We start from the raw sequence: 21140 nt of genomic DNA on the forward strand, positions 1-21140 counted from the left end.
TTCTACCTCAGCTTCAGGGTGGCAAGGCCGATCAACACCAGAATCACGGTGATGATCCAGAAACGCACGATGACCCGAGGTTCGGGCCAGCCCTTGAGTTCGAAATGGTGATGGATCGGTGCCATGCGGAATACGCGGCGACCGGTCAGCTTGAACGAGGCGACCTGGATCACCACCGACAGCGTCTCGACGACGAAGATGCCGCCCATGATGAACAGGACGATCTCCTGACGCACGATCACCGCGATGGTGCCCAGCGCGGCGCCCAGCGCCAGCGCGCCGACGTCGCCCATGAACACCTGGGCCGGATAGGTGTTGAACCACAGGAAGCCCAGCCCGGCGCCGATCAGCGCGCCGCAGAAGACGATCAACTCACCCGCGCCCGGCACATAGGGAATCAGCAGGTATTCGGCGAACTTAATGTTGCCCGACAGATAGCAGAAAATCCCCAGCGCGCCGCCCACCATCACCGTCGGCAGAATCGCCAGGCCGTCGAGGCCATCGGTGAGGTTGACCGCATTGCTGGAGCCGACGATGACGAAGTAGGTCAGCACGATGAAGCCGGCACCCAATGGGATACTGGCGTCCTTGAGCATCGGGATGATCAGGGTGGTTTCCACCGGGCTGTTCGCGGTCATGAACAGGAACACCGCCGCACCCAGGCCGAACACCGATTGCCAGAAGTATTTCCAGCGGCTGGGCAGGCCGCGCGAGTTTTTCTCGATCACCTTGCGATAGTCGTCCACCCAGCCGATGCCACCGAACAACAGGGTGACGACCAGTACGACCCAGACGTAGCGATTGGACAGGTCGGCCCATAGCAGCGTGCTGATGGCGATGGCCGACAGAATGAGGGCGCCGCCCATGGTCGGCGTGCCGGATTTGGACAGGTGCGATTGTGGGCCATCGTTGCGCACCGCTTGGCCAATCTGACGAATCTGCAGGGTGCGGATCATCCAGGGGCCCAACCAGAGGGCCAGCGACAGCGCGGTCAGTACGCCCAGAATCCCGCGAAGGGTCAGGTACTGAAAGACCGCGAAGCCTTTGTAGAACTGTTGCAGAAATTCCGCCAGCAGCAGCAGCATCAGTGTTTCTCCCCGCCAGGACCGCACAGTGCCGCCACGATGTTTTCCATCGCCGCGCTGCGTGATCCCTTGATCAAAATAGTGGTAGTGGAACCCTGCTCGGCGCCCAGCGCCGCAATCAGGTCTGCCTGGTTGGCGAAGTGTCGGCCCTGAGCACCGAACGCAGCGACTGCGTGGCTCATCAATGGGCCCACCGCGTACAGCGCGTCGATTCTGCCGACCGCGTATTCACCGACCTGGCGATGGCCCGCTTCGGCCCAGGCGCCCAGTTCGCCGATATCGCCGAGAACCAGGACGGTGCGCCCGGAAAAGCCGGCGAGTATATCGATTGCCGCACACATCGAGGTGGGGTTGGCGTTGTAGGTGTCGTCGATCACCCGCGCACCGTTGACCGCGAGCTGCGCCACGGTGCGGCCCTTGACCGGCTGCACTGCGTTGAGGCCTGCCTGGATGCCGGCCAGCGTCACACCCAGGGCATGGGCTGCGGCAGCGGCTGCCAGGGCATTGAGCACGTTGTGGGTACCGAGCAGGTTGAGCTGGACTGGCACCTCGCCGTCAGGCCCATGCAGGGTGAAGGACGGGCAGCCGCGCGCATCGCTGTGGCGGGCACTGGAATAAAAGTCAGCCTTGGCGTTGTCCAGCGAGAAGGTCAGCACGGCATGCTGGCCGGCACGCGCCTGCCAGATTGCAAAAGCCTTGTCGTCGAGATTGAGAACGGCCGTACCGCCCTCGCCCAGGCCCTCGAGAATCTCGCCCTTGGCTTCGACGATCTTTTCCGGGCCGCCGAATTCGCCGACGTGAGCGGTGCCCGCATTGGTGATCAGTGCTACCTGTGGACGCGTGAGGCCCACGGTGTAGGCGATTTCGCCCAGGCGCGACGCGCCCAGCTCGATCACCGCTGCCGTGTGCTGTGGCGCCAGCTCGAGCAGCGTCAGCGGCGCGCCCAGGTCATTGTTCAGGTTGCCACGGGTGGCGAGCACCGCACCTTGTGTACGCAGGATGCTGGCGAGCATTTCCTTGACCGTGGTCTTGCCGCTGGAGCCGGTGATGGCCGCCACCGGACGGCTGAACGCAGCGCGGTTCAGCGCACCGAGCTGACCCAGCGCCAGGCGCGTATCGGCCACCACCAGCTGGGGCAGCGTTGTGCCAGCAACTTCGCGCTGCACCAACGCGGCTACTGCTCCCTTGGCAGCCACCTCGTCGAGATAGTCGTGGCCATCGAAGCGAGGACCGGCCAGCGCGACGAACAGATCGCCGGCAACGATGGCACGGCTGTCGATGCTGACGCCGTCGAAGCGCGCATCGCCGCCACGCACGTGGCCTTGCAAGGCGTCGGCCAACTGGCTGAGGGTCATGGCGTCAAGCATCGACGTTCCCCCATGCGGCCAGGGCCTGTTCGGCCTGCTGCAGGTCGGAGAACGGCTGACGCTCACCATTGATCTCTTGATAGTCTTCGTGCCCCTTGCCGGCCAACACGATCACGTCATCGACCGAGGCAGCACCGATCAGCTGGGCGATGGCCGCGCCACGGCCAGCCACGAACGTTGCGTTGGCGGCACTGGAGAAGCCGGCGCGAATGTCGTCGAAGATGCGCAGCGGATCTTCGCTGCGAGGGTTGTCGTCGGTCACCAGCACACGGTCGGCGAGACGCTCGGCCACCTCGGCCATCAATGGACGCTTGCCGCTGTCGCGATCACCGCCGCAGCCGAACAGGCACAGCAACCGGCCCTTGGCATGGGGGCGCAAGGCTTGCAGCACCTGGTCCAGAGCATCGGGCGTATGGGCATAGTCGACCACTACCAGCGGCTTGCTTGCGCCACCCAGGCGCTGCATGCGGCCAACAGGGCCTTCGACGTTGCGTATGACCTTGAGGATGTCGTCGAGCGGATAGGCCATGCCCATCAGCACCCCTACCGCCGCCAGTACGTTGCTCAAGTTGAAGCGCCCGAGCAGGCGGCTGCTCAGGCTGTATTCCCCGTGCGCGGTGACCAGGGTGGCGCGTACGCCGTGGTCGTCGAAGCGGGTGTCGCGGCAGAACAGCGTCGCGGCGCTGTCGGCGAGGCTGTAGGTGATCAAGCGTGAGTCCTGTTCCTGCTCGGCCAACTGCCGACCGAATTCGTCGTCCAGATTGAGCACGCGGCACTTGAGCCCCGGCCAGGCGAACAGCCGCGCCTTGGCCGCTGCATAGGCCTGCATGCTGCCGTGGTAGTCCAGATGGTCGCGAGACAGGTTGCTCAGCACCGCGATGTCGAAATCCAGCGCGGCCACGCGGCCTTGATCGAGCGCGTGCGACGACACTTCCATGGCCACGGCATGGGCACCGCCCTTTTTCAGGTCATACAAGGTGGACTGCACGGCGATCGGGTCGGGGGTCGTCAGTCGGCCGCTCTGCAGGGCGCCGTAGAAACCGGTGCCCAGGGTGCCGATCAGGCCGCAGTGCTCGCCCAGCGCATCGAGTGCCTGGGCGACCAGTTGGGTGATGCTGGTCTTGCCGTTGGTACCGGTCACGCCGACCAGATTGACCAGCCGACTCGGCTCGCCGTAGAAACGCCCGGCAATGCTCGACAGCTGCGCGATCAAGCCTTTCACGGGAATCAGTGGTACATCGGTGAGCGGCAGCACGGTGCTGCCATCCACTTCGTAGGCCACGGCGGCGGCACCCAGCTTGAGGGCGTCGGCGATGTGCGCACGGCCATCGACTTTGCTTCCAGGCACGGCCAGGAACAGGTCGCCGGGGCGAACGTTGCGGCTGTCCAGGGTCAACTCGCGAATCAGCGGATCGCGGCTGGCTTCGGGAAAAAGCTTGCTCAGGGGCATGGTCATCAGCCGCGCCCTCCTTTTATCAATGGAGTCGCCGGTGCGGCGTTCACTTGCTGCTGTGGTACAGGCGGCGGCAGGTTGTCAGGCTGCACGTTCATCAGGCGCAACGTGCCGGACATCACCTTGCTGAACACTGGCGCGCTGACCAGACCACCGTAATAGCCACCCTTGCTGGGTTCGTCGATCACCACCACGATGGCGTAGCGCGGGTCGCTCATCGGACCGAAGCCTGCGAACAGCGAGCGATAGGCGTTCTCGGTATACCCACGCGAGCCGATGGTGGCCTTGCGCGCGGTACCCGACTTGCCCGCCACGTGATACGAAGGCACCCGTGCGCGATACACGCCGCGGGTGTCTTCGATGACTTGCTGAAGCATGCCCTGCACGGTCTTGGCGACCTTCTCGGGAATGACCTGCGCCGCGGTCGGCGGCTGGTCGCTCTTGAGAATGGTCAGCGGCACGATGCGGCCGTTGTTGGCGATCGCCGCATAGGCGTGCACCAGCTGCAGCGCCGTCACCGACAGGCCGTAGCCGTAGGACAGCGTCGCGGTCTCGGCCTTGCGCCATTCGCGATGGTTGGGCAGGTTGCCGACGCGCTCGCCCGGGAAGCCAAGGCCGGTGTACTGGCCCAGGCCAACCGCCGACATCACCCGGTAGATGCTTTCACCGCCGATGTCGAAGGCGACCTTGCTCATGCCCACGTTACTGGAGTTGATCAGGATGCCGGTCAGGTCGAGCACCGGGCCTTCGGTCTTGGTCACGTCCTTGATGGTGTAGCGGCCGATCTGCAAGGTACCGGGGTAGACGTCCACCTTGTCGGTGGGTTTCCAGCGGCCGGTTTCCAGCGCTGCACTCATCGAGATCGGCTTCATGGTCGAGCCCGGCTCGAACACGTCGATGATCGCCCGGTTGCGCATCGCCGCCGGCAACATGGTGCGGCGGTTGTTGGGGTTGTAGGTAGGCTGGTTGACCATGGCCAGCACTTCGCCGGTCTTCACGTCCATGATGACCATGCTGCCGGCCTTGGCTTCGTTCTCGTTGATGGCGTTGCGCAGCTCGCGGCTGGCCAGGTATTGCAGGCGCAAGTCAATGGACAATGCCAAGGTCTTTCCGGCCTTGGCATTCTTGGTCACCTGGACGTCCTTGATCAGCCGGCCGCGCCGGTCCTTGATGACCTGACGCTTGCCGGGCACGCCGGCCAGCCACTCGTCATAGGCCAGCTCGACGCCTTCACGGCCGTGATCGTCGAGGTCGGTGAAACCGACCATGTGCGCAGTGACATCGCCGGCCGGATAGAACCGGCGGAATTCCTCGATGCCGTAGACACCCGGGGTTTTCAGGTCGAGCACCGAGGCGCCTTGCTCAGGCGTCAGGCCACGTACCAGATAGATGAATTCCTTGCTCGCCTGCGCCTCGAGACGGGCGGCCAAAGCCTTGGGCTCCTGCCCAAGCGCGCGCGCCAGTTCGGGCCACTTGTCCTTGGACAGCTGCATTTCCTTGGGATTGGCCCACAGGGTGGTCACCGGCGTGCTCACGGCCAGAGGCTCGCCGTTGCGGTCGGTGATCAAACCACGGTGCGCAGGAATGGGGATGTGGCGCATGCTGCGCGCATCGCCCTGACCGATCAGGAAGTCACGGTTGATGACCTGCAGGTAGACGATCTGCGCAACGATACCGGCGACCAGCAGCAACAGCAGGCCGACCATCAGGCGGAACCGCCACGGGAACAAGGCCCCGTCGAGCTTCATCATGGCGACACCATGCGAATTTCAGCAGCATCCGGGATGCGCATTTTCAGTTGTTCGGCGGCCAGGGTTTCGATACGGCTGTGCGCGGTCCAGGTGCTTTGCTCCAGGATCAGGCGCCCCCACTCGGCCTGCGCCTTGTCGCGATCGCTGAGCTCGCCGTACAGCGTATTGAGCAACTGCCGATTGATGTGCGCACTGTAGGAAACGCCGATGGCCGAAACCAGCACGGCGATGAACAGCAGCAGCATGAGAAAACTGCCGCCTGGCAGCGGCTTGTTGAGGAGCTTGCTCATCGCAGCTTCTCCGCGACACGCATGACGGCGCTGCGCGAACGCGGGTTGGCCCTGAGCTCGGTTTCGGAGGCGAATTGCGCCTTGCCGTGCAGCTTGGCTTTGGGCACGAAGGCTTCGAAACGCACCGGCAGATTGCGCGGCAGGTTGTCCGCTTCGCCCTTGGTCAGTTTGCGCATGAACAGTTTGACGATGCGGTCTTCCAGGGAATGAAAGCTGATCACTACCAGACGGCCGCCGATTTCCAGCGCATCGAGGGCAGCCTCGAGGCCTGCCTCGAGGTCGGCCAGTTCATTGTTGACGTGAATGCGCAGGCCCTGGAAGGCGCGGGTTGCCGGGTTCTTGCCCTTCTCCCACGCCGGGTTGGCGACCTTGAGCACCTCGGCCAGGTCGGCGGTGCGCTCGAACGGCTGCACTTCGCGACGCTGCACCACCGCACGTGCCATGCGCCGGGCGAAGCGCTCTTCGCCGTATTCCTTGAAGACGCGGGCGATTTCTTCCTCGGCAGCGGTTGCGATGAACTGGGCCGCGCTCATGCCGCGCGAAGGGTCCATGCGCATGTCCAGCGGGCCGTCATGCAGGAAGCTGAAGCCGCGCTCGGCATCGTCGAGCTGTGGCGATGATACACCCAGGTCGAGGAGGATGCCGCTGACCTTGCCATGCATGCCGCGCTCGCGCACTTCGGCGCCAAGTTCGGCAAAGCTGCGCTGTACAATGACAAAGCGGCCGTCTTCGGCCGCCAGCGCTTGCCCGGTGGCAATCGCTTGAGGGTCCTTGTCGAACCCCAACAGGCGGCCGTCGGGCCCCAGGTGGCGCAGGATCAGGCGGCTATGGCCGCCACGGCCGAAGGTGCCGTCCAGATAGCAACCATCGTCGCGCACGGCCAGAGCCTCGACGGCCTCGTCGAGCAGCACGGTGATGTGGTTGAAGCCGCTATCAATAGTCACAAGATCAAATCACGCAATTCTTCGGGCATGGCGCCCGGTTGTTGTATAGCTGCAAGGTCTGCCGCACTGACGGCATTCCACGCACCCTCGTCCCACAATTGAAACTTGTTCAGCTGGCCAACCAGCATCGCGTGCTTGTCCAGCCGGGCGTACTCGCGCAGGCGTGAAGGCACCAGGAAACGTCCGCTGCCGTCGAGCTCGAGGTCGACGGCATTGCCGATCAGCAGGCGCTGCAGGCGCCGGTTGCTTTCCACCAGCGATGGCAGGGCGCGAAGCTTGGCCTCGATGAGTTCCCATTCATCCAGCGGGTAGACACACAGGCAGGGGTCGATGGTATCGACCGTGATGATCAGCTGGCCGGCGCATTTGGAATCCAACTCGTCACGATACCGACTCGGCATTGCGAGCCGTCCCTTGGCATCGAGGTTGATCGGATTTGCTCCACGAAACACGTCGCGCTTCCCCTGAACTCAGACTTTTACACTCGAAAAACCCACTTTTCGCCACTTCCCGCCACTCGCGCACACTATAGGAACCCCCCCACCACACCGTCAAGGCGCGTCTGTAGGGAAAAGCCTTATAGATCGGAGATTTAGAACGCAAAATGAAGGGAAGACGGTATTTGAGACGCGTCGGGGAGGAACAAAGCCGTTTGAGTTCAAGCATCTGCGTCTGGAACTTAAAGTAGAGTCTCAAGACTAAGATTTTTTCGACATTACCAAAGGGGGTTTGGTAGCCGTTTTTTTTCTGCGAAACAGCGCAAGGGACAACGAAGCGACGCGAAGGAAAAAGGTGGAGAGTCGATCTGTAAGCCGGGTTTTGTCGAGGACAGTCATTCCTCTACGATGGCCATCGCTGGACACCTCTAGCAACCTACCCGGTTCCAACGCGGGCCGCGCCATATGGAACCCTATTTGGTCTTGCTCCGAGTGGGGTTTACCTAGCCACGAACTGTTGCCAGACGTGCGGTGCGCTCTTACCGCACCTTTTCACCCTTACCGGCGCTTGCGCGCTTAGGCGGTTATTTTCTGTGGCACTTTCCGTAGGCTCGCGCCTCCCAGGCATTACCTGGCACTCTGCCCTATGGAGCCCGGACTTTCCTCCCCCCGCTCTGCCCAGCAACCTGGGTTGCGGAACAAAAACAGGCAGCGACTGTCCGATCGACTCTCCGGCGCGCAGGTTAACGACATGCACCGGCCAGGACAAGCTTTTATCGCTCCCATCGACCTGGAGCCGAATCAATCTCACGCCTTCTGCTTTTCCAGGGCCACCTGGTAGAGCAGATTCTTGCGCACGCCGGTGATCTCGGCCGCCACCGCGGCAGCGCGCTTGAGCGGCATCTCTGCCAGCAGCAGGTCCAGAATGCGCATGACTTCGGTGCTGACGGCCTCGTCGCTGACCGGCGCAGTCCATCCCGCCACCAGTACCACGCACTCGCCGCGCTGCTGATTGCTGTCGGCTTCCACGAATGCACGCAACTCGGACAGCGGCAGGCCTTTGAGGGTTTCAAAGGTTTTCGTCAATTCGCGCGCCAGCAGTGCAGAACGTTCACCGCCGAAGACTTTCTCCATGTCCTGCAGGCATTCGAGTATGCGATGCGGCGCCTCGTAGAAGATCAAGGTGCGCGGTTCTTCCCTGACCTGCTCCAGGCGCGCACAGCGACCGGCGGTCTTGGCCGGCAGGAAACCTTCGAAGATGAAACGGTCCGACGGCAGGCCAGCCGCCGACAGCGCCGCGATCAAGGCACAGGGACCGGGGACCGGCACTACCTGCACGCCCGCCGCACGCGCCTGACGCACCAGGTGATAACCGGGGTCGGAGATCAGCGGTGTACCCGCATCGGAAATCAGCGCGATGTCATCACCCGCCAGCAGCCGCTGGATGAAACGGCTGCCTTCGTCCCGCTCGTTGTGCTCGTGGCAGGCCGCCAGCGGCGTATTCAAACCGAAGTGCTGCATCAGACGCACCGAATGGCGGGTATCCTCGGCCGCGATCAACGCTACTTCGCCCAGGATCTTCAACGCGCGCGCGCTCATGTCGTCCAGATTGCCGATGGGCGTAGCCACTACATAAAGTGTGCCTGGGGTGGAATTAGAAGCGCTTGAAGCAGTCACAGCACACACCTTGTCGTTCGGCCAAACCCGCATTGTACAGGCTCCAGGCCAGCCAGTGCTCGCCCAGCGATCCGGCACGGCCGAGGTGAAACATTTGCTTGTCCTATATAAGGACAGGCTTGCCATCCTCGTCGCACCCCGGCCGATGCTTGGGTACACTTGCCCGTCTATTGATCGAGTAAATCAGGAAGATACCCATGACAGCCTGCCTGCGGCTTCTATCTGCCCTATGCCTCGCCGCCTTGCTGGCCGCGTGCGCCAGTTCGCCTTCATCCAATCTCGGTGAGCTGCCGCGCACGCCGGACGCGACCGTCGAGCAGCTGCTCGAACGCGCCACCGCCAGCAAGTCGCCGGAAGAAGCGGCAGCCTTGCGCCTGAGCGCGGCAGACCAGGCCGCTCGCCAGGGTGATCCAACCCGCGCCGCGCAGATCCTGCAGCAAGTGCGAATCGAACTGCTCAAGCCAGGCCTGCAGATATTGGCCAGCACCCTGGGCGCAGAGCTCGCACTGACCCGCAACGATGCCAAGGCCGCGCTTGCCGCCCTCGATCATCCGAGTCTGCAGCGCCTGGGCGAGCTGCCCGCAGACCAGCAGGTACGCGCGCATCTGGTGCGCGCCCGGGCCCTGGAAGCCGACGGGCAGATCCTGGCTGCGGCGCGTGAGCGCGTATTCGTGGCACCCCTGCTCAGTGGCGAGGTCGCCGGCCAGAATCACGAAGCCATCTGGGCACTGGTGGGTTCGCTGCCGGTGGAGCAGTTGCAAAACCAGGGCACCGACGACTTCGCCGGCTGGCTGAGCCTGGCCCTGGCCGTCAAATCGGCAGGCACCCTGGAACAGCAGCAGGCCGCCATCGATACCTGGGTGGCCCAGCACGCGGCTCACCCTGCCGCCAGACAGCTGCCGACCCCCTTGGTCAAACTCAAGGCCCTGGCCAGCCAGCCGCTGACCCGAATCGCCCTGCTGCTGCCACAGGAAGGCCAGTTGGCCGGCGTGGCCCGCGCCTTGCGCGAAGGCTTCATGGCGGCGTACTACCAAGCCCAGCAAGCCGGGCAAACGCCGCCGGTCATCGACGTGATCGACAGCTCGCGCCTCAGCTCGCTCGACGACTTCTACCGCCAGGCGCAGGCGCAAGGCGTGCAACTGGTGATCGGCCCGCTGGAGAAAAATCTGGTCAAGCAACTGGCGGCACGCACCCAGCTGCCCCTGCCAACCCTGGCATTGAACTACAGCGACAACAACCAGCTCGGTCCACCCCAGCTGTTCCAATTCGGCCTGGCCGCCGAAGACGAAGCGCGCGAAGTGTCCCGTCGCGCACGTGCCGACGGCTTGCACAGCGCTGCGGCAATGATCCCCAAGGGTGAGTGGGGCGACCGTGTGCTCAATGCCTTCCGCCAGGACTGGGAAGCCAACGGCGGCACGCTGGTTGCAGCCGAACGCGTCGACCAGCCGGTCCAACTGGCCCAACAGATCGCCGACATGCTCAACGTGCGCAACGCCGGCAGCGGCCTGCAGAGCAGCACCGGGACACAGGGATCGCGTCGCCAGGACATCGACTTCATCTTCCTCGCTGCCACACCGCAGCAGGCCCAGCAGATCAAGCCGACCTTGAACTTCCAGTACGCCGGCGACCTGCCGGTCTATGCCACTTCGCACGTGTTCAGCGCCAGCGGCGATCAGGCCCAGTACAACGACATGACCGGCATCCGCTTCTGCGAGACGCCGTGGTTGCTCGACACCAGCAACCCGTTGCGCCAGCAGGTTACCCGCCAGTGGCCGCAGGCCAACGGCAGCATGGGCCGACTGTATGCCATGGGCGTTGACGCCTACACCCTGGCCGCACGCCTGGGCCAGCTCAAGGCCCTGCCCGACAGCCGCATCGAAGGCCTGTCCGGCAACCTTGGCATGAGCGCCAGCCAACGCATCGAGCGCCAATTGCCGTGGGCGCAGTTCGCCGGTGGCCAGGTCCAGCGCCTGCCCAACACCACGCCGTAATGTCGCTGAGCCCCCGCCAGCAGGCGGGTCGCGAGGCCGAGCAGCAAGCCCTGGAGCACTTGTGCGCACAGGGCTTGACGCTGCTGGCGCAGAACTGGCTGTGCAAACGAGGCGAGCTTGATCTGGTCATGCTAGATGGCGATACAGTAGTATTCGTCGAGGTCCGCTATCGCCTGCATGCACAATGGGGTGGAGCGTTGGCCAGTATCGACGCCCGCAAACGCCAAAAGCTGGTGCTGGCCGCGCAATATTTCCTCATCAAGGAAGCGCGCTGGGCCCAGCATCCATGCCGTTTCGACGTGATCGCCCTGGAAGGCACCGGCACTCGGGCCACGCGCCTGAACTGGATCCGCAATGCCTTCGACAGCTGACACTCGACACCCTTGCCACCGGTTTTTGCTCTTTGCTTTGCGGGCTGCACATTCTTGTGCCGGGAACCACCGCCGCGTTGCGGTCTTGCCCGACCAGCCGCCCTACTTAAGGTCACCTTGATGGACATGCAATCCCGAATTCGCCAGCTTTTCCAGGCCAGTATCGATACCAAGCAACAGGCGATGGAAGTCCTTGCACCGTACATCGAACAAGCCAGCCAGGTCATGGTGGGTGCCTTGCTCAGCGATGGCAAGATGCTTTCCTGCGGCAATGGCGGCTCGGCCGGCGATGCCCAGCACTTCTCGTCCGAACTGCTCAATCGCTTCGAACGCGAACGCCCCAGCCTGCCTGCCATCGCCCTGACCACCGACAGCTCGACGATTACCTCGATCGCCAACGACTACAGCTTCAACGAGGTATTCTCCAAGCAGATCCGCGCGCTGGGCCAGCCGGGCGACGTGTTGCTGGCCATCTCCACCAGCGGCAACTCGGCCAACATCATCCAGGCGATCCAGGCCGCCCACGACCGCGACATGGTCGTGGTGGCTCTGACCGGCCGCGACGGGGGCGGCATGGCCTCCCTGTTGTTGCCCGAAGACGTCGAGATCCGCGTGCCAGCCAACGTCACGGCACGCATCCAGGAAGTTCACCTGCTGGCGATCCACTGTCTCTGCGACTTGATCGACAGCCAACTGTTCGGGAGTGAAGAATGAAGCGTAACCGCCTTGCCCTAGTGGCCCTGAGCCTGGCCTTGAGCGTCACCGGCTGCAGCTCGGTCCTGACCGCCACCCGCGACAACCCGATCGACGATGATCGCGGTACCCGCACCCTGGGCAGCAAGATCGACGATTCGCTGATCGAAACCAAGGTATCGGTGAACATTGCCAAGGCCAACATCGACCTGGACAAGAACTCCCATGTCGTCGTGACCAGCTACAACGGTGTGGTCCTGCTCGCCGGGCAGACGCCGCGCGCCGACCTCAAGGCCCTGGCCGAGCAGGCCGCCAGCGAAGTGCAGCGAGTCAAGAAGGTCCACAACGAGATCCAGGTGCTGGCGCCTTCCTCGTTGCTGGCGCGCAACAACGACGCCTGGCTGACCACCAAGATCAAGACCCAGATGCTGGCCGACAGCGCCATCCCCGGTTCGCGCATCAAAGTCGTGACCGAGAACGGCATCGTTTACCTGTTGGGCCTGCTGACCCAGGCCGAGGCCACCCGCGCCACCAACCTGGTGCAAGGCGTCTCCGGTGTGCAGAAGATCGTCAAGCTGTTCGAGTACATCGACTGACCACAGCCGTTCACCACCATGAAAAAAGGCGATCCTTGCGGATCGCCTTTTTTCATTTCACCACTTTCAGACTCGGCCGCCCGGTTGGGCGCGGCGGCGGGTTGCCTGGCGGTGGAACGTCGTCATCGGATTCGACGATGTCTTCGAACTCGGCTTCTTCCTCGTCCAGCTCGGGCGACTCCAGGTCGAAGACCATGCCTTGGCCATTCTCCCGGGCGTAGATACCGAGGATGGCACCCGAAGGCACGAACAGCGTGTGCGACACGCCACCGAAGCGACCGTCGAAGCTGACCGCTTCGTTGTCCATGTGCAGATTGCGCACAGCGCTGGGTGACACGTTCAGCACGATCTGGCCATCGCTGGCGAAACCTTGCGGCACCTGGACCGAGGGATACTCGGCATTGACCAGCATGTGCGGGGTGCAGTCATTGTCAACGATCCACTCGTATAGCGCGCGGATCAAATAGGGACGACTGGAGTTCATCAACGGCTCCTCAAAACCTAGCGCATTTCACGTTCAGCCGCGGACAGGCTGGCCTTGAAGGCCTCCCGCGCGAACTGACGTTCCATATAGTCGAGCAGCGGCTTGGCAGGCCGCGGCAGTTCGATACCCATGATCGGCAAGCGCCAGAGTATCGGCAGTAGACAGCAGTCGACCAGACTTTGCTCATCGCTGAGAAAGCAGGGCTTGTCGGCGAACAAGGCCGAAACACCGGTCAGGCTTTCGCGCAATTCCTTGCGCGCCTGCACGCGGGCGGCTTCCTTGCTGCGCGGGTCCAGGATCAGGTCCGCCAGGCCGCACCAGTCGCGCTGGATACGATGGATCAGCAACCGGCTGTTGGCACGTGCCACCGGGTACACCGGCAGCAGTGGCGGATGCGGATAGCGTTCGTCGAGGTATTCCATCACCACGGTCGATTCGAACAGGGCCAGATCGCGATCGACCAGTGTCGGCGTGCTGCCGTAGGGGTTCACTTCGATCAGCCTGGGTGGCAGGCGACCGCCCTCCACGTTGATGATCTCTGCGCTGACGCCTTTCTCGGCGAGAACAATACGCACCCGATGAGAATAGTGGTCGGCGGGGTCGGAGTAACAGGCCAACCGATTGGTCACGCCCATGGCGGTCCTCCTCGCGAATGTATGAATGCAAAAACGAGCGCCACCGGCAGGGGGCGCAAGCAAGCCGCGCAGTTTACCGCACTTTCAACGCACGTCCTTCCAGTATTCGCGTTTCAGCAAGTAAGCAAGGATGATGAGTAGCGCCAGGTACAGCAGCACGTACATACCGATCTGCCGGCTCTGTGCCTTTGCCGGATCGGCCGAGTACGCCAGGAAGGCCACCAGATTCCGTACCTTGGCGTCGAATTGCTGCGCATCGAGGCTGCCGGTACCGGGTATCACCCGCAGCTGCGTACACGGCTGGCCCGTGGGTTCGGGGCAGTCGAGCACCTGGCGGCCCTGCAGGCTTTCCAGCACGTTGGGCATGCCTACGTTGGGGTAGACGACATTGTTCACACCCCAGGGGCGCTGGGGGTCGGCGTGAAAGCCGAGCAGGTAGGCGTGCAGCCAGTCCGTGCCGCGCACACGAGCCACCAGGGTCAGGTCGGGCACCTCGGCGCCGAACCAGGCTTTGGCATCGGCCGGCTGCAGGCGCGTCTGCATGTGATCGGCAATGGCTGCGCCGGCTGGGGCCAAGGTCTGCAGCATTTGCTCATAGGGTATGCCCAAGTCGTCGGCCACTGTCTGGTAACGCTGAAACCTGGCCCCGTGGCAGCCCATGCAATAGCCGACGAAGGTGCTTGCACCGTCTCGCAAGGCCGCCTTGTCGGTCACCTCGATCGCCACCGGGCGCACCAGCGGCGCCACCGGGTCCGCCCAGGCCCGCGGCAGGGCCAGCAACAGCAAGACGGCAATCATGAATTTCATCGGCGAGGGATCCGATCGGGTACCGGCCGGGTGATCTCCCGTCGCGTGTACAGCGGCATGGCCAGGAAATAGCCGAAGTACAGCACCACGCCCCCCCGCGCTATCCAGGTGGTGATGACCGTGGCCGGTTGCATGCCGACGTAGCCCAGCGTCACGAACGCCACGCAGAACAGCGCCAGCGCCGTGCGACTGAACCAACCTTTGTAGCGCATCGACTTGACGGGACTGCGGTCCAGCCATGGCAGCACGAACAGGATGGCAATCGCGAAAGCCATGGCCAGCACCCCCATGAGCTTGTCGGGAACGGCGCGCAAGATGGCGTAGAACGGGGTGAAGTACCAGACCGGCGCGATATGTTCGGGCGTCTTGAGCACGTTTGCAGGCTCGAAGTTGGCCGGCTCCAGGAAATAGCCGCCCATCTGCGGAAAGAAGAACACCACCGCGCTGAACACAAAGAGAAAGATCGCCACCCCGAGCAGGTCCTTGACCGTGTAGTACGGATGGAAGGCAATGCCATCCAGCGGCTTGCCATCGGCATCCCGAAGCTGCTTGATATCGATGCCGTCGGGGTTGTTCGAGCCTACTTCGTGCAACGCGAGAATGTGCAGCACCACCAGCCCCACGATCAGCAGCGGTAATGCCACCACGTGCAACGCGAAGAAACGGTTCAAGGTGATACCCGAAACCAGATAGTCACCGCGGATCCACTGAGCCAGGTCAGCGCCCACGATCGGAATCGCTCCGAACAGGGAAATGATCACCTGCGCGCCCCAATACGACATCTGCCCCCACGGCAGCAGGTAGCCCATGAACGCTTCCGCCATCAGCAGCAGGTAGAGCGACATGCCGAAGACCCACACCAGCTCGCGCGGCTTTTGATAGGAGCCATACAGCAGCCCGCGGAACATGTGCAGGTAGATCACGATGAAAAATGCCGACGCACCGGTCGAATGCAGGTAGCGCAGGAGCCAGCCATATTCGACGTCGCGCATGATGTATTCGATGGAGGCGAAGGCGCCTTCGGCGGTGGCTGTGTAGTTCATGGTCAACCAGATGCCGGTAAGCAACTGGTTGAGCAGCATCAACAGCGCCAGCGAGCCGAAGATATAGAAAAAATTCAGGTTCTTGGGGACGTAGTAATGGCTCAGATGATCACGCCATACCCTGCCCACCGGCAGACGCGCCTCGATCCACTGCAGCAGGCCACGCATCAGGCGCCCTCCCCGTCGACACCCAGCACCAGTACCTCGGCACTTTCGTAGTGATGCGCGGGCACGGCCAGGTTCAACGGCGCGGGCTGTGCCTTGAAGACCCGTCCGGCAAGATCGTAGTGCGAGCCGTGACACGGGCAGAAATACCCGCCCTGCCAGTCCGGCCCGAGGTCGGCGGCGGCGACCTCGGGACGAAAGGTCGGCGAGCACCCCAGGTGCGTACAGATACCCACCACCACCAGCACTTCGGGCTTGATGGCTCGCAGGGCTGGGTCGACATAGCCTGGCTGATCGGAATCGCGCGATTGGGGATCGGCCAGATGCTCGGTGTTCTGGGCCAGGCGTTCGAGGATCTGCGGCGTGCGTCGGCAGATGAAAACGGGTTGGCCGCGCCACTGGACAACCATCTGCTGCCCCGGCTCGATCTTGGCGATGTTCACCTTCACCGGCGCGGCTGCTGCGCGGGCTTTCGCACTGGGCTGCCATGACGCCACGAAGGGCACTGCTGCAGCCACTGCGCCGGCAGCGCCTACCAGCGTCGTGGTGCCGACCAGAAAGCGTCGGCGACCCTGGTCGATGTCACACGCGCCGCCCTGCTCATCTGCCATCATTTACCTTAGCCTGCTGCTGCAGGCGCCTGCATTGTCTTGCGCGCAGTGTACCAGCGCCTCCCAAGGATTGACGGGCGAAAAAAAACCCGGCTCGCGAGAACCGGGTTTTTTCTGGAACGAAGACGCGAATTAACGCTTCGAGTACTGCGGACGCTTACGCGCTTTACGCAGACCGACTTTCTTACGTTCAACTTCACGAGCATCGCGAGTCACGAAGCCTGCTTTACGCAGGGCCGGACGCAGTGCTTCGTCGTAGTCCATCAGTGCACGAGTGATACCGTGACGGATCGCACCGGCCTGACCGCTGACACCACCACCGATAACGGTGACGTAGATGTCGAACTTCTCGGTGTTCTCGGTCAGCTCCAGCGGTTGACGAACTACCATGCGGGCAGTTTCGCGACCGAAGAAGGTTTCCAGAGTGCGATTGTTGATGGAGATCTTACCGGTGCCCGGACGCAGGAAAACGCGAGCGGTTGCGGTCTTGCGACGGCCAGTGCCGTAATTTTGAGTCGCCGACATAATGAACTATTCCGTTAAAACTTCAGTTCTTGGGGCTGCTGAGCAGTATGAGGGTGAGCAGCGCCCGCATAGACTTTCAGCTTACGGTACATGTCGCGACCCAGCGGGTTCTTGGGCAGCATGCCCTTGACCGCGGTCTCGAGCACGCGCTCAGGCGCCTTGGCGATCAGCTTTTCAAAGTTGATCGACTTGATACCGCCCGGGAAACCGGAGTGGGAGTAGTAGATCTTGTCAGTGGTCTTGGCACCAGTGACACGCACCTGCTCGGCGTTGATGACGACGATATAGTCGCCGGTGTCAACGTGAGGAGTGTACTCAGGCTTGTGCTTGCCACGCAGACGGCTCGCGATTTCTGTAGCCAGACGACCCAGGGTCTGACCAGCAGCATCAACGACGAACCAGTCGCGCTTTACTGTTTCCGGTTTAGCAGTAAAAGTTTTCATTCTTTATAGCCTCAGGGGCCGCCCAGCAAAAAGAGACGGCGGATCTTACTGAATAGTGCTTACTTTGACAAGTCAAAGGCAGCCGGGCACGGGACACTTTTGGGGGGCTCGGGTCTTCGCGTCACATACACGGCAAAATTCTTCCGGGAGGCGGGGCATCACTTCCACTTCGCAGAGAGGGGCCGAATTATCCAGATTGCGAAAAAAATATCAACCTGCTTTTATGATTCCTTTGCCAAGAGGAGTCACCGATGCACTATCGCCAGCTGGGACGTACCGATCTGAACGTGAGCGCGCTGTGCCTGGGCACCATGACCTGGGGCGAGCAGAACACCGAGGAGCAAGGCTTCGCGCAGATAGAAAGGGCCAAGGCGGCCGGCATCAATTTCATCGACACCGCAGAAATGTACCCGGTGCCCCCGCGCCCGGAAACCTATGCCGCCACCGAGCGGGTGATCGGCAACTGGTTCAAGCGCCAGGGCGACCGCGCCGACTGGATCCTGGCCAGCAAGATCGCAGGCCCCGGCAATGGCATCAGCCACATCCGCGATGGCCAGCTGAAGTTCGACCGCGCGCATATCGTTGCGGCGCTGGACGCCAGCCTGCAGCGGTTGCAGACCGACTGGATCGATCTCTATCAGTTGCACTGGCCGGAGCGCAGCACCAATTTCTTCGGCAAGCTGGGCTACCAGCACACCCAGGATCAGCTCGATACCCCGCTGCAGGAAACCCTGCAGGTGCTCGACGAGCAGGTCAAGGCCGGCAAGATCAGGCATGTCGGGCTGTCCAACGAAACCCCATGGGGCACGATGAAGTTCCTGGGCCTGGCCGACAGCGGCAACCTGCCCCGCCCGGTGTCCATCCAGAACCCCTACAACCTGCTCAACCGCACGTTCGAAGTAGGCCTGGCCGAAGTGGCGATCCGCGAGCAGTGCGGGCTGCTGGCCTACTCGCCCCTGGCGTTTGGCATGCTCTCGGGCAAGTTCGAGAACGGCGCGCGGCCGGCTGGCAGTCGTCTGGCGCTGTTCAGCCGCTTTACCCGCTATGCCAATGAGCAGGCGGTCGCTGCCACCAGCCGCTACGTGGACCTGGCCCGCGAACATGGCCTGGACCCGGCGCAGATGGCTCTGGCCTTCGTCACCGCGCAGCCGTTCGTGACCAGCAACATCATTGGCGCGACCTCGCTGGAGCAATTGGACAGCAACCTGGCGAGCATTGATTTGGTGCTGTCCGAAGACGTGCTGGCGGGTATCGAGGCGATCCATAAGGCGCAGCCGAATCCGGCGCCCTGATGTTCGATCGTTGCCGTTCGTGATGACCTCTTCGCGGCCACTGGCCGCTCCTACCGGATCGTATGGATCTTTCGCAGGAGCGGTCAGCGGCCGCGAAGCAATCAACCTCCCCATTCTCGACCTCGCTTGAACCCAACGACGCTTCGGCCATATCCTGACCGCTTTCACCCCACAAGAATAAAATCATGATCTTCACGCCCCACACGCCCGCGCTGCGGCGCGTCTGCATTCTGGCCACCGACCAGGTCATGGCCTCGACCCTGATGCAGGCCAAGGACTTCTTCCACATGGCCAGCCTGCGTTATGGCAAGCAGATGGGCCTGGAACGCCACGCCCTCTTCGAGACACGCCTGGTCAGCCCGGATGCGCTACCGGTGCGCAGTTTCAGTGACGTCATGCTGCCCGTGGACGGTGGCCTCGAAGATGCCGACCTGATCATCCTGCCTGCCTGCTGGGGCGACTTCGACAGCGCTGCCGCGCGCTACCCCCAAGTGCTGCCCTGGCTATGCGCTCAACACGCGCGCGGCGCTGTGCTGTGCGGTGAGGCGAGCGGCGTGTTCTGGCTGGCCGCCAGTGGCTTGCTGGACGGCAAGGAGGCAACCACCTACTGGCGTTTCTTCGAGGAATTCAGACAGCGCTTTCCAAGCGTTCGGCTCAATCAGGACAAGCACCTGACCGACGCCGACAACCTGTTCTGCGCCGGCGGACCGGTATCGGCCTGTGACCTGTACATTCACCTGATCGAGCGGTTCTGTGGCGCCCACGTGGCTCAGGCGGTCTCGCGCGATACCCTGTACGAGGTGCAGCGCAGCTATACACCTGGACGCATCGGCTTCGGCGGGCAGAAGCTGCATCGCGACGTGCCGATCCTGCATATACAGCAATGGCTGGAAGAGCATTTCGCCGAGAAATTCCGCTTCGAAGATGTCGCACGCGAACGCGGCATGAGCATTCGCAACTTCATGCGTCGCTTCCATGCCGCCACCGGTGACAAGCCGCTGCACTACCTGCAGCGATTGCGCATCGAAACCGCCAAGGGGCTGTTGTCGGGTACCCGCAAGAGCGTCAAGACCATCAGCTACGAGGTGGGCTACGACGATGCCAGTTTCTTCGCCAGGCTGTTCCGCCAGCACACCGAACTGTCGCCCAACGGCTATCGCCAGCAGTTCATGCAGGAGGCCTGAACGACAGCGCCGTGCCCTTCGCGGCCGCTGACCGCTCCTACCGGGAATTGTTGGAGCGGTCAGCGGCCGCGAAGGGCGCAACATCGGACCGCTCCCACACAAGTCCGTGCCAAGCAGGAATTTTGTAGGAGCGGTCAGCGGCCGCGAACCAGACGCTGCGGTATGTCAGGGCTTGTGCGCGCGCGACAGGAACTCGTGGGACTGCATCTCCAACAGTCGGCTCAAGGTGCGCTGGAACTCGAAGTTCAAACGCCCACCGGTGTACAGGTCCTTGAGTTCCACTTCGGCCGAGATGATCAGCTTCACGTTGCGATCGTAGAACTCGTCGACCATGTTGATGAAGCGGCGAGCGATATCGTCGGTGGTCACGCTCATCTGCTCGACACCGCTGAGCAGCACGGCGTTGAAGATCTTGCCCAACTCGATGTAGTCGTTCTGGCTACGCGGGCCATCGCACAGCTCGCGGAATTCGAACCAGGCCACGTCATCGCAGGTGCGCAGCGCACGGATCTCGCGGTTCTCGATCATCAAGGGATCGTTCTCGACCACCTTGGTGCTGTTGTGCGTCAGCGCCTTGAAGCTTTCGCGCATGCTGGCCTGAGCGGCCTCATCGAGCGGCGAATGGAACAGCTCGGCCTGTTCCAGGTGGCGCAGGCGATAGTCGACGCCGCTGTCGACGTTGACGATCTCGGTATGCTCCTTGATCAGCGCGATCGCCGGCAGGAAACGCGCTCGCTGCAGGCCATCCTTGTACAAGCCATCGGGCACGATGTTGGAAGTCGCCACCAGCGTCACGCCGTTCTTGAACAGCTCTTCCATCAGGGTGCCGAGAATCATTGCATCGGTGATGTCGGAAACGAAGAATTCATCGAAGCAGATCACCCGCGCCTCGTCGGAGAAGCGCTTGGCGATGACCGTCAGCGGGTTTTTCACGTCCTTGAGGGTTTTCAGTTCCTCGTGCACGCGCTTCATGAAACGGTGAAAGTGCGTGCGCACCTTCTGCTCGAACGGCAAGGCATCGAAGAAGGTGTCGACCAGGTAGGTCTTGCCACGGCCAACGCCGCCCCAGAAGTAAATCCCCTTGACCAGCTTGGGTTCCTTCTTGCCGAACAGCTTGCCGAACACGCCTGGCTTGCTGGTGCCGGCAGCGACCAGATCGTCGTACAGACGCTGCAGGTGGCGGACGGCATTTTCCTGGGCGGCGTCGTGGAAGAATTCGGGACGTTTGAGATCGGCTTGGTATCGTTCTAGGGGCGTCATATTCGTTAGCAAGGCAACAAAAACGGGCCGTCACTG

22 protein-coding genes and 1 other RNA gene are annotated in these 21140 nt (G+C 62.6%); 6 read left to right on the forward strand and 17 right to left on the reverse strand.

The genetic code is table 11. The annotated features are described in order from the left end of the window. Positions 1-2: 2 nt before the first annotated feature. The 9 genes from mraY to rsmI all read right to left on the reverse strand — a co-directional run bounded on the left by mraY (position 3) and on the right by rsmI (position 9037). On the reverse strand, positions 3-1085 hold the full coding sequence (mraY, locus tag IFU31_RS18030; protein ID WP_122479468.1) for a phospho-N-acetylmuramoyl-pentapeptide-transferase: 1083 nt from the start codon (positions 1083-1085) through the stop codon (positions 3-5). Continuing rightward, positions 1085-2452 carry a UDP-N-acetylmuramoyl-tripeptide--D-alanyl-D-alanine ligase gene (locus IFU31_RS18035; RefSeq protein WP_192104032.1) on the reverse strand — a complete coding sequence of 456 codons (1368 nt, stop codon included), beginning with the start codon at positions 2450-2452 and terminating at the stop codon, positions 1085-1087. The genes mraY and IFU31_RS18035 overlap by 1 nt, the downstream gene beginning before the upstream one ends. After that, positions 2445-3908, reverse strand: coding sequence for a UDP-N-acetylmuramoyl-L-alanyl-D-glutamate--2,6-diaminopimelate ligase (locus tag IFU31_RS18040; protein WP_192104034.1), 1464 nt, complete (start codon positions 3906-3908; stop codon positions 2445-2447). Before IFU31_RS18040 ends, IFU31_RS18035 begins: the two co-directional genes overlap by 8 nt. After that, positions 3908-5653 (reverse strand): peptidoglycan D,D-transpeptidase FtsI family protein, encoded by a 1746-nt coding sequence (locus IFU31_RS18045; RefSeq protein WP_163007622.1) that lies wholly within the window; start codon positions 5651-5653, stop codon positions 3908-3910. Before IFU31_RS18045 ends, IFU31_RS18040 begins: the two co-directional genes overlap by 1 nt. After that, the gene (gene ftsL, locus IFU31_RS18050; RefSeq protein WP_122479472.1) at positions 5653-5946 is read right to left on the reverse strand and encodes a cell division protein FtsL; all 294 of its coding nucleotides are present in this window, start codon (positions 5944-5946) and stop codon (positions 5653-5655) included. The genes IFU31_RS18045 and ftsL overlap by 1 nt, the downstream gene beginning before the upstream one ends. Then, positions 5943-6890, reverse strand: coding sequence for a 16S rRNA (cytosine(1402)-N(4))-methyltransferase RsmH (rsmH, locus tag IFU31_RS18055; RefSeq protein WP_163007610.1), 948 nt, complete (start codon positions 6888-6890; stop codon positions 5943-5945). The genes ftsL and rsmH overlap by 4 nt, the downstream gene beginning before the upstream one ends. Then, on the reverse strand, positions 6887-7342 hold the full coding sequence (gene mraZ, locus IFU31_RS18060; protein WP_192104036.1) for a division/cell wall cluster transcriptional repressor MraZ: 456 nt from the start codon (positions 7340-7342) through the stop codon (positions 6887-6889). Before mraZ ends, rsmH begins: the two co-directional genes overlap by 4 nt. 340 nt (positions 7343-7682) lie before the next feature. Continuing rightward, positions 7683-8058, reverse strand: an RNA gene (gene rnpB / locus IFU31_RS18065) — RNase P RNA component class A. Between the two features lie 76 nt (positions 8059-8134). After that, the gene (gene rsmI, locus IFU31_RS18070; RefSeq protein ID WP_192104038.1) at positions 8135-9037 is read right to left on the reverse strand and encodes a 16S rRNA (cytidine(1402)-2'-O)-methyltransferase; all 903 of its coding nucleotides are present in this window, start codon (positions 9035-9037) and stop codon (positions 8135-8137) included. 164 nt (positions 9038-9201) lie between these two features. Between rsmI and IFU31_RS18075 the strand changes: the two genes are divergently transcribed. The 4 genes from IFU31_RS18075 to IFU31_RS18090 all read left to right on the forward strand — a co-directional run bounded on the left by IFU31_RS18075 (position 9202) and on the right by IFU31_RS18090 (position 12655). Beyond that, positions 9202-10995, forward strand: a complete 1794-nt coding sequence (locus IFU31_RS18075) for a penicillin-binding protein activator (protein WP_122479475.1) — start codon at positions 9202-9204, stop codon at positions 10993-10995. Next, the gene (locus tag IFU31_RS18080) at positions 10995-11366 is read left to right on the forward strand and encodes a YraN family protein (RefSeq protein WP_122479476.1); all 372 of its coding nucleotides are present in this window, start codon (positions 10995-10997) and stop codon (positions 11364-11366) included. The genes IFU31_RS18075 and IFU31_RS18080 overlap by 1 nt, the downstream gene beginning before the upstream one ends. A gap of 120 nt (positions 11367-11486) precedes the next feature. After that, positions 11487-12080, forward strand: coding sequence for a phosphoheptose isomerase (locus IFU31_RS18085; protein WP_122479477.1), 594 nt, complete (start codon positions 11487-11489; stop codon positions 12078-12080). After that, positions 12077-12655 (forward strand): BON domain-containing protein, encoded by a 579-nt coding sequence (locus tag IFU31_RS18090; RefSeq protein ID WP_122479478.1) that lies wholly within the window; start codon positions 12077-12079, stop codon positions 12653-12655. The genes IFU31_RS18085 and IFU31_RS18090 overlap by 4 nt, the downstream gene beginning before the upstream one ends. 52 nt (positions 12656-12707) lie before the next feature. On the opposite strand, the gene IFU31_RS18095 is transcribed toward IFU31_RS18090, so the two are convergent. The 7 genes from IFU31_RS18095 to rplM all read right to left on the reverse strand — a co-directional run bounded on the left by IFU31_RS18095 (position 12708) and on the right by rplM (position 17368). Continuing rightward, positions 12708-13139, reverse strand: coding sequence for a ClpXP protease specificity-enhancing factor (locus IFU31_RS18095; RefSeq protein ID WP_122479479.1), 432 nt, complete (start codon positions 13137-13139; stop codon positions 12708-12710). 17 nt (positions 13140-13156) lie between these two features. After that, complete coding sequence (locus IFU31_RS18100; protein ID WP_049860608.1) at positions 13157-13774, reverse strand: glutathione S-transferase N-terminal domain-containing protein; 618 nt, start codon at positions 13772-13774, stop codon at positions 13157-13159. 84 nt (positions 13775-13858) lie between these two features. Beyond that, positions 13859-14581 carry a cytochrome c1 gene (locus tag IFU31_RS18105; RefSeq protein WP_122479480.1) on the reverse strand — a complete coding sequence of 241 codons (723 nt, stop codon included), beginning with the start codon at positions 14579-14581 and terminating at the stop codon, positions 13859-13861. Then, positions 14578-15792, reverse strand: coding sequence for a cytochrome b (locus IFU31_RS18110; protein ID WP_240998813.1), 1215 nt, complete (start codon positions 15790-15792; stop codon positions 14578-14580). The genes IFU31_RS18105 and IFU31_RS18110 overlap by 4 nt, the downstream gene beginning before the upstream one ends. Beyond that, on the reverse strand, positions 15792-16400 hold the full coding sequence (gene petA, locus IFU31_RS18115) for a ubiquinol-cytochrome c reductase iron-sulfur subunit (RefSeq protein WP_185794208.1): 609 nt from the start codon (positions 16398-16400) through the stop codon (positions 15792-15794). Before petA ends, IFU31_RS18110 begins: the two co-directional genes overlap by 1 nt. Before the next feature lie 132 nt (positions 16401-16532). Then, complete coding sequence (gene rpsI, locus IFU31_RS18120) at positions 16533-16925, reverse strand: 30S ribosomal protein S9 (RefSeq protein ID WP_122479481.1); 393 nt, start codon at positions 16923-16925, stop codon at positions 16533-16535. A 14-nt stretch (positions 16926-16939) separates the two neighbouring features. Next, positions 16940-17368, reverse strand: coding sequence for a 50S ribosomal protein L13 (gene rplM / locus IFU31_RS18125; RefSeq protein WP_043186791.1), 429 nt, complete (start codon positions 17366-17368; stop codon positions 16940-16942). A gap of 251 nt (positions 17369-17619) precedes the next feature. On the opposite strand from rplM, the gene IFU31_RS18130 reads away from it, so the two are divergent. After that, positions 17620-18660, forward strand: coding sequence for an NADP(H)-dependent aldo-keto reductase (locus IFU31_RS18130; protein ID WP_192053598.1), 1041 nt, complete (start codon positions 17620-17622; stop codon positions 18658-18660). Between the two features lie 287 nt (positions 18661-18947). Next, positions 18948-19844 carry a helix-turn-helix domain-containing protein gene (locus IFU31_RS18135; protein ID WP_185794209.1) on the forward strand — a complete coding sequence of 299 codons (897 nt, stop codon included), beginning with the start codon at positions 18948-18950 and terminating at the stop codon, positions 19842-19844. Positions 19845-20009: 165 nt separating this feature from the next. On the opposite strand, the gene zapE is transcribed toward IFU31_RS18135, so the two are convergent. Continuing rightward, the gene (gene zapE, locus IFU31_RS18140; RefSeq protein ID WP_122479484.1) at positions 20010-21104 is read right to left on the reverse strand and encodes a cell division protein ZapE; all 1095 of its coding nucleotides are present in this window, start codon (positions 21102-21104) and stop codon (positions 20010-20012) included. Positions 21105-21140: the final 36 nt, after the last annotated feature.

It is taken from the genome of Pseudomonas sp. CFBP 13602, from assembly GCF_014842725.1.
Lineage (GTDB): Bacteria > Pseudomonadota > Gammaproteobacteria > Pseudomonadales > Pseudomonadaceae > Aquipseudomonas > Aquipseudomonas baltica.

Bases quoted from the DNA above. Each gene is read 5' to 3' on its own strand.
- IFU31_RS18075 (WP_122479475.1), top strand. From the start codon at position 9,202: ATGACAGCCTGCCTGCGGCTTCTATCTGCCCTATGCCTCGCCGCCTTG.
- petA (WP_185794208.1), bottom strand. From the start codon at position 16,400: ATGGCAGATGAGCAGGGCGGCGCGTGTGACATCGACCAGGGTCGCCGA.
- rsmI (WP_192104038.1), bottom strand. From the start codon at position 9,037: ATGCGGGTTTGGCCGAACGACAAGGTGTGTGCTGTGACTGCTTCAAGC.
- IFU31_RS18045 (WP_163007622.1), bottom strand. From the start codon at position 5,653: ATGAAGCTCGACGGGGCCTTGTTCCCGTGGCGGTTCCGCCTGATGGTC.
- IFU31_RS18105 (WP_122479480.1), bottom strand. From the start codon at position 14,581: ATGAAATTCATGATTGCCGTCTTGCTGTTGCTGGCCCTGCCGCGGGCC.
- IFU31_RS18095 (WP_122479479.1), bottom strand. From the start codon at position 13,139: ATGAACTCCAGTCGTCCCTATTTGATCCGCGCGCTATACGAGTGGATC.
- IFU31_RS18090 (WP_122479478.1), top strand. From the start codon at position 12,077: ATGAAGCGTAACCGCCTTGCCCTAGTGGCCCTGAGCCTGGCCTTGAGC.
- IFU31_RS18085 (WP_122479477.1), top strand. From the start codon at position 11,487: ATGGACATGCAATCCCGAATTCGCCAGCTTTTCCAGGCCAGTATCGAT.
- IFU31_RS18130 (WP_192053598.1), top strand. From the start codon at position 17,620: ATGCACTATCGCCAGCTGGGACGTACCGATCTGAACGTGAGCGCGCTG.
- mraY (WP_122479468.1), bottom strand. From the start codon at position 1,085: ATGCTGCTGCTGCTGGCGGAATTTCTGCAACAGTTCTACAAAGGCTTC.
- IFU31_RS18040 (WP_192104034.1), bottom strand. From the start codon at position 3,908: ATGACCATGCCCCTGAGCAAGCTTTTTCCCGAAGCCAGCCGCGATCCG.
- rpsI (WP_122479481.1), bottom strand. From the start codon at position 16,925: ATGTCGGCGACTCAAAATTACGGCACTGGCCGTCGCAAGACCGCAACC.
- ftsL (WP_122479472.1), bottom strand. From the start codon at position 5,946: ATGAGCAAGCTCCTCAACAAGCCGCTGCCAGGCGGCAGTTTTCTCATG.
- zapE (WP_122479484.1), bottom strand. From the start codon at position 21,104: ATGACGCCCCTAGAACGATACCAAGCCGATCTCAAACGTCCCGAATTC.
- IFU31_RS18135 (WP_185794209.1), top strand. From the start codon at position 18,948: ATGGCCAGCCTGCGTTATGGCAAGCAGATGGGCCTGGAACGCCACGCC.
- IFU31_RS18080 (WP_122479476.1), top strand. From the start codon at position 10,995: ATGTCGCTGAGCCCCCGCCAGCAGGCGGGTCGCGAGGCCGAGCAGCAA.
- IFU31_RS18035 (WP_192104032.1), bottom strand. From the start codon at position 2,452: ATGCTTGACGCCATGACCCTCAGCCAGTTGGCCGACGCCTTGCAAGGC.
- IFU31_RS18110 (WP_240998813.1), bottom strand. From the start codon at position 15,792: ATGCGTGGCCTGCTGCAGTGGATCGAGGCGCGTCTGCCGGTGGGCAGG.
- IFU31_RS18100 (WP_049860608.1), bottom strand. From the start codon at position 13,774: ATGGGCGTGACCAATCGGTTGGCCTGTTACTCCGACCCCGCCGACCAC.
- rplM (WP_043186791.1), bottom strand. From the start codon at position 17,368: ATGAAAACTTTTACTGCTAAACCGGAAACAGTAAAGCGCGACTGGTTC.